Annotated in this window: 15 protein-coding genes; 11 read left to right on the top strand and 4 right to left on the bottom strand. The window is 32.8% G+C overall.

What is annotated here, in order from left to right; genetic code table 11:
• The coding region (locus tag RMN92_RS08970) for a DEAD/DEAH box helicase (protein ID WP_309609125.1) at positions 1–212 on the bottom strand (212 nt) is incomplete at its 3' end.
• Between the two features lie 84 nt (positions 213–296).
• Here RMN92_RS08970 and RMN92_RS08965 point away from each other — a divergent pair.
• The 4 genes from RMN92_RS08965 to lptB all read left to right on the top strand — a co-directional run bounded on the left by RMN92_RS08965 (position 297) and on the right by lptB (position 3269).
• Positions 297–1262, top strand: coding sequence for a KpsF/GutQ family sugar-phosphate isomerase (locus RMN92_RS08965; RefSeq protein ID WP_309609124.1), 966 nt, complete (start codon positions 297–299; stop codon positions 1260–1262).
• Positions 1262–2086 (top strand): twin-arginine translocase subunit TatC, encoded by an 825-nt coding sequence (gene tatC, locus RMN92_RS08960; protein ID WP_309609123.1) that lies wholly within the window; start codon positions 1262–1264, stop codon positions 2084–2086. The genes RMN92_RS08965 and tatC overlap by 1 nt, the downstream gene beginning before the upstream one ends.
• On the top strand, positions 2067–2432 hold the full coding sequence (locus tag RMN92_RS08955; protein WP_309609122.1) for a carboxymuconolactone decarboxylase family protein: 366 nt from the start codon (positions 2067–2069) through the stop codon (positions 2430–2432). Before tatC ends, RMN92_RS08955 begins: the two co-directional genes overlap by 20 nt.
• Before the next feature lie 96 nt (positions 2433–2528).
• Positions 2529–3269, top strand: a complete 741-nt coding sequence (gene lptB / locus RMN92_RS08950; protein ID WP_309609121.1) for an LPS export ABC transporter ATP-binding protein — start codon at positions 2529–2531, stop codon at positions 3267–3269.
• A gap of 304 nt (positions 3270–3573) precedes the next feature.
• Here lptB and RMN92_RS08945 read toward each other — a convergent pair whose 3' ends face one another.
• Complete coding sequence (locus RMN92_RS08945) at positions 3574–4296, bottom strand: hypothetical protein (protein ID WP_309609120.1); 723 nt, start codon at positions 4294–4296, stop codon at positions 3574–3576.
• A 406-nt stretch (positions 4297–4702) separates the two neighbouring features.
• On the opposite strand from RMN92_RS08945, the gene RMN92_RS08940 reads away from it, so the two are divergent.
• From RMN92_RS08940 to RMN92_RS08910, 7 genes are all read left to right on the top strand, one after another.
• Positions 4703–5158, top strand: a complete 456-nt coding sequence (locus RMN92_RS08940; RefSeq protein ID WP_309609119.1) for a T9SS type A sorting domain-containing protein — start codon at positions 4703–4705, stop codon at positions 5156–5158.
• Between the two features lie 2 nt (positions 5159–5160).
• Entirely contained in the window at positions 5161–12093 is a 6933-nt protein-coding gene (locus RMN92_RS08935; protein WP_309609118.1) for an RHS repeat-associated core domain-containing protein, read from the top strand.
• Positions 12094–12099: 6 nt separating this feature from the next.
• On the top strand, positions 12100–12459 hold the full coding sequence (locus RMN92_RS08930) for a hypothetical protein (protein WP_309609117.1): 360 nt from the start codon (positions 12100–12102) through the stop codon (positions 12457–12459).
• 40 nt (positions 12460–12499) lie between these two features.
• The gene (locus RMN92_RS08925; RefSeq protein ID WP_309609116.1) at positions 12500–12805 is read left to right on the top strand and encodes a hypothetical protein; all 306 of its coding nucleotides are present in this window, start codon (positions 12500–12502) and stop codon (positions 12803–12805) included.
• 13 nt (positions 12806–12818) lie between these two features.
• Positions 12819–13061: a hypothetical protein gene (locus RMN92_RS08920; RefSeq protein ID WP_309609115.1), complete on the top strand. Its 243-nt coding sequence runs from the start codon at positions 12819–12821 to the stop codon at positions 13059–13061.
• A gap of 88 nt (positions 13062–13149) precedes the next feature.
• Positions 13150–13575, top strand: coding sequence for a hypothetical protein (locus RMN92_RS08915; RefSeq protein ID WP_309609114.1), 426 nt, complete (start codon positions 13150–13152; stop codon positions 13573–13575).
• Positions 13576–13690: 115 nt separating this feature from the next.
• The gene (locus RMN92_RS08910) at positions 13691–14278 is read left to right on the top strand and encodes a hypothetical protein (protein WP_309609113.1); all 588 of its coding nucleotides are present in this window, start codon (positions 13691–13693) and stop codon (positions 14276–14278) included.
• 192 nt (positions 14279–14470) lie between these two features.
• Here RMN92_RS08910 and RMN92_RS08905 read toward each other — a convergent pair whose 3' ends face one another.
• Both RMN92_RS08905 and pssA read right to left on the bottom strand, forming a co-directional pair.
• Positions 14471–15166: a glycoside hydrolase family 25 protein gene (locus RMN92_RS08905; protein WP_309609112.1), complete on the bottom strand. Its 696-nt coding sequence runs from the start codon at positions 15164–15166 to the stop codon at positions 14471–14473.
• A gap of 150 nt (positions 15167–15316) precedes the next feature.
• The gene (gene pssA / locus RMN92_RS08900; RefSeq protein ID WP_309609111.1) at positions 15317–16027 is read right to left on the bottom strand and encodes a CDP-diacylglycerol--serine O-phosphatidyltransferase; all 711 of its coding nucleotides are present in this window, start codon (positions 16025–16027) and stop codon (positions 15317–15319) included.
• Positions 16028–16067 lie beyond the last annotated feature (40 nt).

The following is a 16067-nucleotide window of genomic DNA, read 5'->3' as shown; positions in this document are numbered from 1 at the left end:
GCTATTAATGGAGAAACTACGATAGCAAAACCATCTTGAATTAATGCGGGCAACTGGTAGCATAATGACTTTCCGCCACCAGTAGGCATAATTACAAAACTATTATGTCCTGTAATAATGCTTTTTACAACCTGTTCTTGTAAACCTTTAAATTGGTTGAACCCAAAATATTTTTTTAACTCCTTGTGTATATCTATTTCGTGTGAATTCATTCTTTATTAATAGTATTTTATCTAAATTTGCACACATAAAGATACAAATTACTTTTACATATACAAATTTAAAAATATTCTGTTTTGATATCAAAAGAAAATATTTTGGCATCTGCCAAAAAAACCATTCTTTCAGAAAGTAAATCAATTGCAAAATTATCAGAATTAATTACTGATGATTTTGCAAAATCTGCTGAAATTATTTTTAATTGCAAAGGAAGATTGGTCGTGACAGGAATTGGAAAAAGTGCAATCATTGCTCAAAAAATGGTCGCTACGTTTAATTCTACAGGAACACCATCTATGTTTTTACATGCCGCAGAAGCAATTCATGGTGATTTAGGAATGTTGCAACCAAACGATGCTACTATTTGTATTTCAAAAAGTGGGAATAGTCCAGAAATAAAAGCATTGGTTCCTTTATTAAAAAGATTTGGCAATCCATTAATTGGAATTACAGGAAATTTGACTTCTTATTTAGGTAAAGAATCGGATGTGATTTTAAATGCCCATGTTGATGAAGAATCTTGTCCAAATAACTTGGCTCCTACCAATAGTACAACTGCACAATTGGTTCTTGGGGATGCACTTGCCGTTTGTTTGATGGAAATGCGAGATTTTAAAAGCGAAGATTTTGCGAAGTTTCATCCAGGAGGTGCTTTGGGTAAAAAACTATTGTTGCGTGTGCGAGATATGCTCGACATAAGTCATAAACCAATGGTCGATCCAGAATCATCCATTAAAAATGTTATTTTTGAAATTTCAGAAAAAAGATTAGGTGTGACTGCCGTAGTTGAAAATGATAAAGTAATCGGAATTATTACCGATGGTGATATTCGAAGAATGTTGAATACAAATGATACTTTTACGCATTTGACGGCTAAAGATATTATGACTAAAAATCCAAAAATGATTCAATATAATGATATGGTTATGGATGCCTTTAATGTTCTAGAAGATTTTGCCATTACACAACTGGTTGTTTTGGATAACGAAAAATATGTTGGTGTTTTGCATTTGCACGATATCTTAAAAGAAGGAATAGTATAATGGCAAAAAAACTTAAAAACGAAATGTCATTTCTAGACCATCTAGAAGAGTTGAGATGGTTGCTAGTTCGAAGCACATTGGCTATTATAGTCATGTCAACTTTGGTTTATTTTGTGAGCGATTATATTTTTGATACTATTATTTTTGGACCCACACATCCAGATTTTATTACGTATCGGTTTTTTTGTAACGTATCCAATTATTTGAATTTTGCAGAAAATATTTGCATTACAGAACTGCCTTTCACTATTCAAAATACCAGTATGGAAGGTCAGGTAAATGTTTTTGTTTGGACTTGTATCACTGCGGGATTTATACTTTCGTTCCCATTTATTTTATGGGAATTATGGAAATTTATTAGCCCAGCATTGTATCAAAATGAGAAAAAAAATGCCAAATTATTTATTTCGGTAGCTTCAATATTATTTTTTCTGGGTGTTTTGTTTGGCTATTTTGTGATTGTGCCCATGTCGATAAATTTTGTAGCCACATTTAGAGTTAGCGATATCGTGAAAAATGAATTCAATCTAGAATCTTATATTGGTATGATCAAAACAGCCGTGATTGCTTCTGGATTATTTTTTGAATTGCCAATTATTATTTATTTCTTAACAAAGTTGGGTTTAGTTACACCCGCTTTTTTGAGAAGTTCAAGGAAATATGCCATCGTAATATTGCTAATACTTGCCGCAATAGTAACGCCTCCGGATGTGATAAGTCAAATTTCGGTAGCCATTCCGATGTTATTAATATATGAAGCCAGTATTTTTATATCTGCATTTGTAATAAAAAAAGAAAAGAAAAATGAGCAACTTAGTCAATGAATTCAATGATTATCGTTCGAAAATGAACGAAAAATTGTTAAACGACAACAATAAAGTCATCAAGAGAATTTTTAATCTGGATACCAACACTTACGCGGAAGGCGCACTCGATGTTCGTACCAAAGAGTTGTTGGGATTGGTAGCTTCGGCGGTTTTGCGATGTGACGATTGTGTAAAATACCATTTGGAAACCTGCTTTAAGTTGGGTGTAACCAAAGATGAAATGATGGAGACCATGTCGGTTGCTACATTGGTTGGCGGTACCATTGTGATTCCACATTTAAGAAGAGCTTACGAATTTTGGGAAGCGCTTGAAAGCCCCCTAATCCCCGAAGGGGGAATGTAGTATTGCAAAAAATTGTTAATATGTTGATTTGGTTATTTGATTATTCATTAATTTACCGAATAATTAAATAACCAAATCAACAAATAACCACAATCAATGATATTAAGAGCAGAAAATTTAGTAAAAACCTATAAGGGAAGAAGTGTCGTAAAAGGTATTTCGGTTGAAGTAAACCAAGGTGAAATAGTTGGACTTTTGGGACCAAATGGTGCTGGAAAAACCACTTCATTTTATATGATTGTGGGTTTGGTTAAACCAAATGCTGGCAATATTTATTTGGACGATATGAATATTACCGATTTCCCGATGTACAAACGGGCACAAAATGGTATTGGTTATTTGGCTCAGGAAGCGTCGGTTTTTAGAAAATTGAGTATTGAAGACAATATTTTGAGCGTTTTGCAATTGACCAATTTGTCTAAAGAAGCACAAGTAGCGAAAATGGAATCGCTCATAGACGAGTTTAGTTTGCAACATATTCGAACCAATCGTGGCGATTTGCTTTCCGGTGGCGAACGCAGGCGAACAGAAATTGCCCGCTGTCTGGCAACCGACCCAAAGTTTATTTTGCTGGACGAACCTTTTGCAGGTGTTGATCCTGTTGCGGTGGAAGATATTCAGCGCATTGTAGCACAACTGAAAAATAAAAATATTGGTATCTTAATTACCGATCATAATGTACAGGAAACTTTGGCTATTACAGATAAAACTTATCTTATGTTTGAAGGTGGCATTTTAAAAGCTGGAATTCCCGAAGATTTGGTTCAGGATGAAATGGTTCGGCGGGTTTACTTGGGTCAGAACTTTGAGTTAAGAAAAAAGAAATTGGAGTTTTAGGAAGGGTCAATGCATCATAAAAATTTGCGGATTCGTTAAAAGGATTTTCCCATGCGTTAAAAGGATTTCCCCATGCGTTAAAAGTATTTCGCCATGCGTTAAAAGTATTTCCCCATGCATTAAAAGTATTTCCCCATGCATTAAAAGGATTTCCCCAGGCATTAAAAGGATTTCCCCATGCGTTAAAAGTATTTCCCCACGCATTAAAAGGATTTCCCTATGCGTTAAAAGGATTTTCCCATGCGTTAAAAGGATTTAAAAAAACCAACAAAGTGAAAATTTACCTTGTTGGTTTTTGTATTTTTTATCTTTCTATATCTCTAAATTTTAATTTTACCAATGCTTTATAATATGGCAAACCTGCTGCGCCGAGAGACTTTAAATAAGATTTTATTTCTCTAATAAGCTGTATGACATTGGAATTGCCATTGTATAGAATAATATCGCGATTTTTTCTTCCTGTAATTAATGCAAAACCTGATTGATTTACTATTTCACTTAATTTGGATAAACGTTCATGATAGGTCTGTAACGTAGCGATTTTTAAATCATCTTCATTTGGAATATATTCAGGGTGTGATGCTTGCTGGCTGATAAACGTATCCAAATTTGCAATACGACTGTCATAGCTCATTTGAGAGGTTGATATGGCATCAGATTCTGAAGTTTCAGGATTTATAATTTTTGTTTTTACATCGCCACGTATTTTTTTAACTTGACTTAGCAAATTTTCCTTGTCTTTTGCAGAAATATTTGTAGAGTTTGAGAAATTGAATGATCTTGTGGCCAATTTGCCCAAAGGTGCTATTTCTACTTCTCTGTCTGCTACTGCATTTTTATAAATAGGTGCTTGTTTGTTGAGCACTTTCATGGTAGCAGCTAAATCTATTTCCTTGGGCGCAAGATTTGGGAGTAAAATATTTGGATTGGATGGGTTGTAGAGTGTTCCCATTTCCTCAAGTATTTGGTACGCTTTACCGAAATTTGCAACGTTTTTGTTGTGACCTACTTCTGAAGTTGAAGACATAATTTTGAGTTTTGATTGTTAATAATATTTCAAAAATAGATAAAAATTGTTAAGGTTTGTATTTATGTTGTTGTTTTTATTTAAAAGTTAGGAGTTGGAAGATGGAAGATGGGGGTTGGAAATTGGAAGTTGGGAGTTAGAAAATCTTACAATTTAAAAATAATCTTACAAAAAATTATTTGTCATCTAACTGAATATGGTTAGGGACTCGAAAAGTTTAACAAAATACGCGGGAAAACCGTAAAATTTATTTCTACAACCTTAATATATTTGCAAAATAAACATAGGGCAAGGTAATACTTATTAAATCAAATTGGTAATATTTTTACAACATAAATTTAATATGTATAGTCATTGTAATATTTGTTATAAAACTAATTTTGAAAAAAATAAAACTTCTATAAATATGAAAAAACTATTATTATTAACATTGCTATTTGGTACTATTTCAAGCTATTCTCAAATTAAGATTTTATTTGAATATGACACTGCTGGTAATCAAGTTAAAAGATCATTGTGTATTAATTGTATTGAATACGATGAAAATGGCAACCCAACATCAAAAGAAATTGCTAAAATAAAAGATGAAAATCTTATAAAAGCGTTTCCTGAAGATGCAATATCTTATTATCCAAATCCTGTAAAAGAAGAATTGTACTTGAAATGGGAATTGGTTGATAATAATAAAGTATCGCTGATACAAATATATTCTCTGACTGGACAACTTGTGGGCTCATATAATAAATTGGAAAATACAAATGAAAAAATATTGTATTTTCAAAAATATCCGCAAGGAGTATATGATCTATTGATATTATACACAAACGGTGAACAAAAATCTATAAAAATTATAAAAAACTAACGATGAAGAAAATAGTACTACTTTCGTTTTTACTTTTACAGACACTTTCTTACAGCCAAGAAAATCCATATGGCAACAATCCTGTTCAAGGAATTAAACCAATAAAAAGAATTGATATTGGCGAAAAAAACATTGCCAGTGACCCACAGCCAGAAAATAATACCCTTGCTAAAGCCGCAGGTTCACCAACAGGAAATTCTAGTGAAGTAGGCATAACAGAAGGGCAACTTGACGTCTCACTAACAGGTGGAGCGACATACAATATTCCCATCGCACTGCCACCAGGTATAAATGGTGTTGTACCACAAGTAAGCTTGGCCTACAATAGTCAGGGTGGAAATGGTATAGCAGGTTATGGTTGGAATATTTCTGGGGTATCTACTATATCTAGAATTCCTTCGACCATGTTTCACGATGGTGTGATCGATGCCGTTGATTTTGATAATTTAGATCGTTTTGCTTTTGATGGACAACGGTTAATTTTAAAAACTGGCACTTATGGTGGTGATGGTGCGGTATATGAAACAGAAAACTTCAGTAACGTAAAAATCACCTCTTATGGAGTTTCTTCCTTTGGAACAAATTATGGACCCGCTTATTTTTTAGTACAATATCCTGATGGCTCAAAAGCAGAATATGGCAATTCAAGTAACTCGCTTTCAATAACAGATTGGGCAATTACTTATTGGGAAAACCCACAAGGGGTAAGAATAAAATATATTTATGACAACGCTGATAATACTCTTATAGTAAAAAATATCCAATATGGTGCACTTGGTAATGCTTCATTTATTAACGAAATACAATTTGTATACAAGGCAAGAATAAGATCTGAGGTTACCTATATTTATGGTCAAGCTTCAACACTAAATAAAATATTAAGCGAAATTAAAGTAATAGGGAATGGTGTAGGATATAGAAATTATTTTTTAGAGCACACACTTACTTCACTACATTATCAGAGGATGTATACGATATCCGAAAAAAGTGGGGATAATACAAAATCATATAATCCAATCTATTTTCAGTATGAAGATGGATATCAAAGTATGTCATATCTGCCACCAGTTTCTGCAAACTTAACAGTAGGAAACATATCTTTAGCGAACGCCGCTACTGTTTCTGGAGATTTTAATGGAGATGGTAGTATGGATTTTTTACTATATCCAACAGTAGGATCGGATGCTAAGAAAAAATATTGGCTTTTTGACGAATTAAATAATCAGTATGCAAACATAGGCTGGGAGCATAATGTGGGGGGTTTTGAAGAAATTTTCCCTATATCCTGGTTAACCTGGAATAATAAATTATTACCCCAACAAGGTTGGTGTGTAGTCAAACAAAATAATTCTACAAATGTTACATCATTTCAAGGTTATTCTGCGGGTATTACAAATCCTATTTATTCTCAAGAATTAAAAGAATATACTTTTCCTAAATTTTTTATGGAATATTATTATTATGATTATTGTCCAAATTGTCCAGGTTGTGAAATTAATTTATCTCCAAATCAAGATCTAATCGGCATTGGGAAAGTAAATAACAATTTCAATCGAAATGAACCGATTTTGCAGACTATTGAAAGAGATGTACCTAAAATGTATATCAGTGGCGATTTTAATGGAGATGGTTTGACCGATGCCGTTACTATAGAAAAAAGTATTAGTTTGTATGTTCCTTACGATCCTTGCACTGGCTATACTTATACTCAACAAGGCGGAAAATCTTATTTTGTAAACCTTGACCGCCGTTTGACTGCCAATTTTGTCAACGAAGCAGGCAACTTACAAACATATAACGACAGTAAAATTCTGGTAGCAGATTTTAATGGTGATGGCAAAGACGATATTTATGTTTTTAATTCCGGCAATGTAAAAATATATACGCTAAACGATGCCAAACAGTTTGTTAATTTATATAATTCTCCCTACGATAGTGATATTGTAACTTCTAGAATTATTCTTCTGGGCGATTATAATGGTGATGGAAAAATAGATTTTATGATTCCTAAGGGATATGGGAGTAATTACACAAAATATACCGGTACTGGGATCAGTTTTATAAAAAATGATATAGTTGGCCCTCCCTATTTAGCAAATACAGTCAACGATACCTATCACTTAATTAATAATGACTTGAATAATGATGGTAAGACAGATATTGCTCTTGCATATACCTATAAAAATATTCAAAATGGTGATGGACTTATAGCCGTGAGACCGTATGAAAATATGGGTACTGGATTTTATGAACAATCTATTAGTTCATCTAACATACAAACAACAATAAATGCTTATCCTATTCCTATTTTTTTAAATTCAAGACAGCTAAATCAAAGTTTGGAATTGGCTTTTATATCAAATCAAAAAATACATAGATTTCAATCTAAAAAAGATTTTGATAAAGAGAAGCTTGTGAGAATTATAGCTACTGGAAATGGTGTAGTAAAAAAAATAAGCTATTCGCCTTTAATCTCGAGTCTTGATTATTATAGCGGAATTTATGTTGATAGAAGTTATAATGAGTTTTATCCCAATATGGATATTGCTACTGTGCCTGGGTTTAAAGTTGTATCCAAATTTGAAACTCAAAGTACAGAAAATTATACTAAACAATTGTTTAAATATTATGGAGCGGTTAGCGATGTATCTGGATTGGGGTTTTTAGGTTTTCAAGGTTTTATGCGTACCAATTGGTTTAATGATAATTTACCTGTTATATCCTCAATATCTAAATATGATATTACTAAAAAAGGTGCTATTACAGAAAATTTCACAATAACTGGACTAGGATATGCCTCTATGAGTTGTCCAAGTTCTTTTATATCAAAATCGCAGTTAACCTATATTGACGAAATGTCACCTAGCAAAGTTTTTAAAATAAAAAATACTGCTTCCACTAGTTTTGACGGTATTAACAATACTTCAAGCGAAATTACCACACAGTATGATGCATATAACAACCCTACAACAAGCAATGTTATAACAAAAAATGCGGGTACAGTAGAACAAACACAGACTACAACCGTAGATTATTTGAATCAACCCACAGGAGGAACTTATTATATTGGTAGACCACAAAAGAAAAACACCAGTGTGACAAGTCATGGCGACACTAAAACAACCGAAGAAATTTATACATTTAATGCCAACCATTTATTGTCGGAAATAAAAAAGAAAGGTCATCTTACCAACTTTATAACTGAAAACAATGATTATGATACTTTTGGTAATATTACTAAAAAAACCATTTCTGCTACCGGACTTACCCCAAGGATAACCAGTTATGAATATGACCCATCTGGACGATTTTTAACAAAAAGTACTGATGTTGAAGGTTTGCAAACGCAGTTTGGATATAATACCAGTAAGGGATGGCTACTTTCTGAAACCAATCCGTACAATTTAACCACCCAATACGAATATGATGTGTGGGGCAAAAAAATAAAAACTACTGATTATTTGGGTAAAACTGCTACTAACACATACACCAAAGTTGAATTTATAAATACAATTATAACCTCTCAAAGTGATGAGGGAAACTCCAGTATTATGAAACTTGACGATTTGGGTAGAGAAATAATTGCCGGAAGCAAAAATATAGACAATACTTGGTCGTATGTAATGAGCCAATATGACGATTATAGTAGGAAAGTAAGTGTAGGAGAGCCTGTAAGTACTATGAGTGCAGCTCCAACACAGTTTACCACCTCAAAATTTGATGGCTATGGTAGACTTATAGAGTCTGCGTTGCCAACTGGAAAAATTACCACCATATCTTATCCTGCTGGCTTGACCACTACTGTAAGCGACGGTACAAAAACAGTGACCACTATTAAAAATTCGATAGGAAATGTAAAATCTGTGACAGATCAAGGTGGTACTATCAACTACCAGTATTATGCCAATGGAAACTTAAAACAATCTAATTTTGATGGCACTATTATCAATATGGAATATGATGGTTGGGGCAGAAAAACAAAATTAACAGACCCTTCTGCAGGAATCTATGATTATGAATACAACGAACTAGGTGAACTCACCAAAGAAACTACTCCAAAAGGGGCTACCACATATACACTCGATGCCGTTGGAAACCTAACCGAAAAAACAATAGTAGGCGATTTGACCAATTCGAAAACGACGTATACTTACGATGCTTCTTCAAAGCTATTAAAATTGAGTAGTTTTCAAGATCTATTGGAAAATACAACCACTACTTATACCAATGGGTATGATAACAAACAAAGACTCATTTCTACTGTAGAAAATAACCCAAACGCTATTTTCACGCACGAAATGGGTTATGATGATTTTGGAAGAGTCGATTTTGAAAATTACAATACTGTGCACAATGCCACAGGAAAATCATCTACCAGACTGGTTAAAAACACCTATAAAAATGGCTCTCACTGGCAAATACTAGACGGTGGTGTCAATGTTTTATGGCAAGCCAATACTGTAAATGCTCGAGGACAATTGATTAGTGCCACCTTGGGGAACGGTATCGCAATAGCAAACAGTTATGACCAATATGGTTTTAGTACACAAACCAAACATGAAATTCCAGGCACTACACCTGTAAATATCATGACATTAAATACGGTTTTTGAACCGAAAAGAGGCAATTTGACCAGTCGCAGTAACAGTATGTTTAACTGGAATGAAACATTCAAGTTTGATGCTTTAGACAGACTTACGGAATATACAAATGCCAAAAGCATACAAGAAACTCAAACCTACGACATTAAAGGGCGTATCATTGCAAATACAGTAGGTACCTATAATTATACCAATCCTGCTAAAGCTTATCAAAATACTTCAGTTGAAGTAGCACCTGAAGCATTGGCACATTATGCAAATAGAGAAGGTGTTTTTTCAGACAGTTTTGATGGAGAACAAAAATGGGGCAAAGATAAATATCCTGCCAACCAAAATTTTGTTAGCTATGATAATTATATATTCCGATCTGGAAGAACCTCTTTAAAATTGAATAATGCTGGGAGTGCAGACCAAAATGTATATGCAGATAGCTGGATCAATATAGACAACGCTGTTGCTACCCAATATACATTTTCTGCTTGGGTGTACAGCGATAATCCGCAATCTGGTTTGCTAATGCTCATGAAAACAGCAACTGAAACCGCCTTTTTTACCAGTTTTGACAATGTTGTCACGACAACAAAAAACAACTGGTATTTGCTTACCAAAACTATCATGGTACCTGCAAATATTAAAAAACTGAGACTGAGGGTAGATCAAAATGGTACAGGAAATACATGGTTTGAAGATGTGAAAATTGTAAAAACCGCAGATGCCACTGCTCAAAGAGAATTGAACATAACTTATAATGCTTTTAAAAGCCCAGTACAAATTGAAGAAACAGGGGTTGATAAAATCTCGTTTACTTATAATGATGATAATAGTAGAAGTGCTATGTATTATGGTAGTATGAGTAATGATAAATTGTTGCGCCCCTACCGCAAGCATTATAGTGCTGATGGTATTATGGAGGTAAAACACAATATTGTAACTGGCGAAGTTGAGTTTTTAACTTATATAGGTGGCGACGGATATTCTGCCCCTATTGTACTAAAAAGTGATGGTTTACAACAAAAGGAATTCTTATATTTGCATCGTGATTATCAGGGAACCATACTGGCTATAACCAACCAAGCGGCACAAGTACTTGAAAAACGGTTGTTTGATGCTTGGGGAAATATTATAAAAGTAACTGATGGCGCAGGCAATATATTAAACGGTCTTACTCTTATTGATAGAGGTTATACAGGACATGAACACTTGCAAACTGTAGGGCTTATACATATGAACGGGCGTTTGTATGACCCAAAATTGCACCGATTCCTGCAACCAGATAATTTTGTGCAAGATCCTTACAATACACAAAACTATAATAGATATGGGTATGTGTTGAACAATCCGCTTATGTATACTGACCCGAGTGGGGAAACAGCTAACTGTCCTACTTGCCCAGATGTAGCTGGTGGTAATTCTGGTTTTTCAAACACTGAACAAGCAGCTGCAGGAAACATTTTTGCCTCTGTAGGAAACTTTTTCAAAGACCCGCAAAACGCAGCGTGGTTTAGAAACAACGTAATAAATTCTGGATGGAGCGACATTAAAAAAGGTGTTAATAGTACAACTGGTTTTGTACGTAGAAATATAGAGTCTGTAAAGAATGATGTAAAAGGATTTTTTAATCGTTTGTTTGGTGGTGGCAAAAGCAGTAGCGGGGGTAGTGTCGAACCGGCACCATTTCCGCAAGATGGTAGTAGTAGTTGGACTGGGGGAAATTCAGTAGTAAATTTTGGCAATTTCATGAATGGAATTGAACAAAATTATAATCAAGGTTTAAATGATAGAATAACCGACGTTGTTGATTTTTTCTCATCAAATATAAATAGTGCTCAATACTGGGGTAATAGTTTACAAAGTTTTGGCAATGATGTTATGGCAGGCAGGAGTTTTATGGTGAATGCAAGTGATGAGTATAAGTATGAAACTTTTAATAATGCCATGAATTTGTCTGCTAATGAATGGGCATATACAGCAGGATATAGTTCGCCAGATATTGCTGCTTCTTTTGTTTCTCCTTATGCAATGGAAGGTGCACTATCTAGGATGGGAAGTTTAGGTAGCGAATTAAGTTCTATTGGGAGTGCAGGTAGAAGCTTATCAAATAATTTCAATGCAGCCACAGGGGGAATTAAACAATGGATTAGAATTGATAAATCTTATAGTTTTGCTATGGGTCAAAAAACATCTCTTTCAATTAAATGGGGTGCTGGAGCAAATCACTGGAAGAAAATAGGCAACCCAACACTTCGGAGCTTAAATAAATCATTTCGAAAGTTAAAATTACCAGGAAACAACTGGAGAGTGAATGATGCAGGACATTTCCATATTAAAAAATAATAAATTATGATTTACTTTAAATTTCAATATAATAGTCAAAAAGAAGTTTCTAATAAAAGAAAAAGTATATTTTCAAAGTTTGCAGAAAAGATACTGACTTCATTTATCCCAATTTCTAATCCTGATTTTAGTGATAAAATTGATGATGTTTTAGAATGGAATATTGAATACAATATGGAAGAAAATTGTATTGAAAGAGAAATAGGTTTAGATAACAAAAATATTGTAATTGTAAAAATGCCTTTTAATAATAATTATGGGTTTTGGTTAGATACTAATGCTAAAATAGATGATTTTAAAGAAAAGTTTAATGTTGAAATAATTACTGAATTTGAATTTATAAAAAAATGGAATGAATTGAATTAGTCAGCTTAGATAAATCTGACGGAAAATGAAAATGGTAAGTATGATGGAATTAATTGAATTTTACAAAACGTACATTCCAGCACTGGAAAAAGCATTGAATTATGTAAATAAAGTAGATTTCGAATTTCGTGGTCCAGATAGCTTTATTGATGATGAAACCATTAGAAATAATTTAGATAAATTTGAAAGTGAGAATTATCATAAACATGAAAAGCTATTTAATATGGTATCAAATTATTTAGATGCTAAATCACATAATTTCAAGGTCATACAAGGTAAAGATATTGAGGATTACAAAAAAGAACTTATTGATGAAATAAATAATATCAAAAAGAAATATTTTTGATATTAAAATATGAATGAAACAAATGGAATTAACTAAATTTTACAAAACGTACATTCCAGCACTTGAAAAAGCATATGAAGATGATGATATAAACAATGGATTTCATGTTAAAGACCCAATGTTTTTTATTGAACTTCCAGAAAATGAGTTAAATGAGTATGATGTTTTTTTAGATAAAATTTTAGGTGGTGATGTGTTTTTGGACAATGTTGCCTACTATTTTGATGCAAAATCTCATTATTTTAAAGAAATCTAGGATAAAAACATTGATGAATGTAAAGAGGAAATTATAAAAGAGATTAATGTTATAAAAAAAAATGATTTCCTTTAAATTTAAATAAATCATGAAAGTAAAATGCTTAATAGAAAATATTGATCCAGTCATACATAATAAAAAACTTGTTGAATGGTCAAATAACTCAGAGTTAGAAATTACTCAAGGTAAGATTTATACGGTTATTGCAATTTCTAAATACTCAGATATTTTATTTTATAATATTATTGGAGATGAAAGTGGTAATTATCCATTAGCATTTCCAGTTGATTTATTTGAAATTATTGATAATAGAGTTTCCAAGTATTGGAATGTTCTTATAGAAAAGATTGGCGATATCACTGAACTTGAACTTCAAAATAACGATGTAATTAGCTTTAATGAATGGACTTTGAAGAAGGATTGTTTTTATGAAAATTTACTTGAACAAGAAAAACATGAAATATCGGTATTCAAAAACTATAAAGACAAAATGTTTTTTGAATTTCAAACTTAATTCTATAGCCATATCAGCAAGAAGGTTTAATTAATGAAGAAGAAGTGATTTTATTAAATACATATATAGGCGACTTTGAAAATCGTAGTAGAGCAAAAGAAAATAAACTAACAAAATGAGAAAATTCATAATTTTAAGTTTTATGCTAATCGCTTTTTTTGCAAATGGGCAGGAGGTTTTGCGTGATACTCTAAATGAAGCATCTGTTGAGAAAAATTTGTATGGTGTTCAGCTAGGAATTGTGAATGCAAGTTTTCAATATGAAACCAAATTGAATAGAAAAATAGTACTTCGTATGGAACTTGGTGCTGAACAATTTTATTACACCATAGATTATAATAACCCTAATCTGGAAGACAAAAAATTTTCACTTATAGTTCCCTATTTCTGTTTGGAACCACGATGGTATTATAGTATAGACAGGCGAAATAAACTTGGAAGAAATATAAAAGGAAATAGTTCTAATTATGTTTCGCTGAGAACTGCTTATTTATTCGGTAATAGTCCGATTACAAATAGTGGTAATTATGATGTGAATCCTTCTATATATATTGTGCCAAAATATGGAATAAGAAGGGTTTTTGCAAAGCGATTCAATTATGAATTTTCGGGTGGTGTTGGATATCAGCAAACTTTCAATAATTATGTAAACGACAATAATGTTTTTATTGATTTACAAGCAAGAATTGGATATAATTTTTAATTGGGGAAGAGTGTAGATTATAAAACTACCACCATGCCCCAGATTGAAGCGGCAGCCCCGAAATTTAAAAAGCTATTTTTTCTAGGCATGGCAAAGCGACCAAAGGAAGCTCTTGCAATGGCATAGAAAAAAAGCTTTTGAAATGAGGGCTAGAGTGGAAAGCTGGAATAGGCACAAAATAAAATCATAAAATTACTTCATCAACAACGCCTTTAAATCTTTGCTGTTTCCATTGAAAACATTAATATCTACCCGACCGCGGATGCCTTCAATTTTTGCATTTTCGGAGATTTGCCAGATTGACCAGTCGGAATTTATTTCGCGATAAAAAGCCGTGTAGTTTGCAATCCAAAACGGATAATCTGAAAAATCATCTTTCAGGAAATCGTTATAATAACTTTCGCTACTATAAATAATGGGTTTGACGCCGTAATGATTTTCAATTTTCTCTAGCCAGCGTTTTAGTCCAATTTTTAAGCTATCGATCGATTGGTCCCGAGGTAGTTTTTCGATGTCTAAAACTGGTGGGAAATCACCACGCTTCAATTTTACGGTTTTGATATAATTATTGGCTTGTTCGATTGAATTTTCGTTTGGTCGGTAATAATGATAAGCGCCTTGAAACATATTGGTTTCTCTGGCTTTTTGCCAATATTTGCTGAACTTTCTATCGGTTTTATTGCAACCTGCCGTGGCGCGAATGAAAACAAATTCTATTGGATGCCCAGTTTCCAAATCGCTCAGAATGTCCCAATTGATACGGTTTTGATATTCTGAAATGTCTATTCCAAATGATTTTTCGGTATGTGCGTTGATTACATCCGATAGTTTTGCTTGACGCGTTTCAAAAGGAGCTCTGTAAGTTTTAAAACTTAAATAATAGGCCAATGCGTCTCGTTTCAAATATAAAAAAACTCCTAAAAAAATCAGAATTGTATACGATAGAAATTTTTTGCTCGTATAAAAAGGAGTCTTTTTTTGAGTTTTAGAATTTCTGCGAATGGGTTTTGGCGGCATAGGTCAAAAATGACAAAATGATTAATTTTTTTTGGTAAAAGTATTATTCAAAACAGAAAGTATCACATAAAACACAATGATTAATGCAACTCCCAAATATTTAAAAAGCAAGGCTAAAAGCACAGAAGTTGCCAAAAAGAAAACTTGCAACGCATTTTTTTTGATTGAGAAATTTTTAATTTTTAATGAAAATAAAGGAATTTCAGCATTCATTACAAAGGCAGATAATAAGCCAATAGCAATTAAAACCCATTTGTTAAAAACTATATCGACCCATGGTGTGTATTGATTATCCATCAAAATTAAAGGCAAACTTAACACAAACAAAGCATTGGCTGGCGTTGGCAAACCTATAAACGAATCTGATTGTCTAGTATCGATATTGAAATTTGCCAAACGATAACATGCCCCTAAAGTAATTATAAATCCTAAATAAGGCAATAAACTGTTTTCTCCAAAAGCAAAATTATTGGTCAGCAATTTGTACATTACATAACCAGGAACAACGCCACTAGTCACCATATCTGCCAATGAATCTAATTGTAAACCAAAAGGGCTAGAAACTTTGAATAATCTGGCAAAAAAACCATCAAAAAAATCTAGAAAAATTCCCAAACTTACAAATAAAAAGGCCATTTGAAAATTATGTTTAGATACAAAAACCACTGCAATACATCCGCAAAAAAGATTGAGTAAGGTTATAATATTTGGAATATGCTTTTTTATGTTCATTTTTAAAAATTAAGATAGGCAAATTAAGCAAATTTAACAC

The sequence above is a fragment of the Flavobacterium sp. genome, assembly GCF_031363805.1.
Classification (GTDB): Bacteria; Bacteroidota; Bacteroidia; order Flavobacteriales; family Flavobacteriaceae; genus Flavobacterium.
This window is presented reverse-complemented; position numbering and strand designations above follow the sequence as displayed.

What these genes read in the sequence shown, in the direction of transcription:
- RMN92_RS08955 (WP_309609122.1), top strand. Translation starts at nt 2,067, where the DNA reads ATGAGCAACTTAGTCAATGAATTCAATGATTATCGTTCGAAAATGAAC.
- tatC (WP_309609123.1), top strand. Translation starts at nt 1,262, where the DNA reads ATGGCAAAAAAACTTAAAAACGAAATGTCATTTCTAGACCATCTAGAA.
- RMN92_RS08920 (WP_309609115.1), top strand. Translation starts at nt 12,819, where the DNA reads ATGAAACAAATGGAATTAACTAAATTTTACAAAACGTACATTCCAGCA.
- RMN92_RS08925 (WP_309609116.1), top strand. Translation starts at nt 12,500, where the DNA reads ATGATGGAATTAATTGAATTTTACAAAACGTACATTCCAGCACTGGAA.
- lptB (WP_309609121.1), top strand. Translation starts at nt 2,529, where the DNA reads ATGATATTAAGAGCAGAAAATTTAGTAAAAACCTATAAGGGAAGAAGT.
- RMN92_RS08930 (WP_309609117.1), top strand. Translation starts at nt 12,100, where the DNA reads ATGATTTACTTTAAATTTCAATATAATAGTCAAAAAGAAGTTTCTAAT.
- RMN92_RS08910 (WP_309609113.1), top strand. Translation starts at nt 13,691, where the DNA reads ATGAGAAAATTCATAATTTTAAGTTTTATGCTAATCGCTTTTTTTGCA.
- RMN92_RS08915 (WP_309609114.1), top strand. Translation starts at nt 13,150, where the DNA reads ATGAAAGTAAAATGCTTAATAGAAAATATTGATCCAGTCATACATAAT.
- RMN92_RS08945 (WP_309609120.1), bottom strand. Translation starts at nt 4,296, where the DNA reads ATGTCTTCAACTTCAGAAGTAGGTCACAACAAAAACGTTGCAAATTTC.
- RMN92_RS08940 (WP_309609119.1), top strand. Translation starts at nt 4,703, where the DNA reads ATGAAAAAACTATTATTATTAACATTGCTATTTGGTACTATTTCAAGC.
- pssA (WP_309609111.1), bottom strand. Translation starts at nt 16,027, where the DNA reads ATGAACATAAAAAAGCATATTCCAAATATTATAACCTTACTCAATCTT.
- RMN92_RS08935 (WP_309609118.1), top strand. Translation starts at nt 5,161, where the DNA reads ATGAAGAAAATAGTACTACTTTCGTTTTTACTTTTACAGACACTTTCT.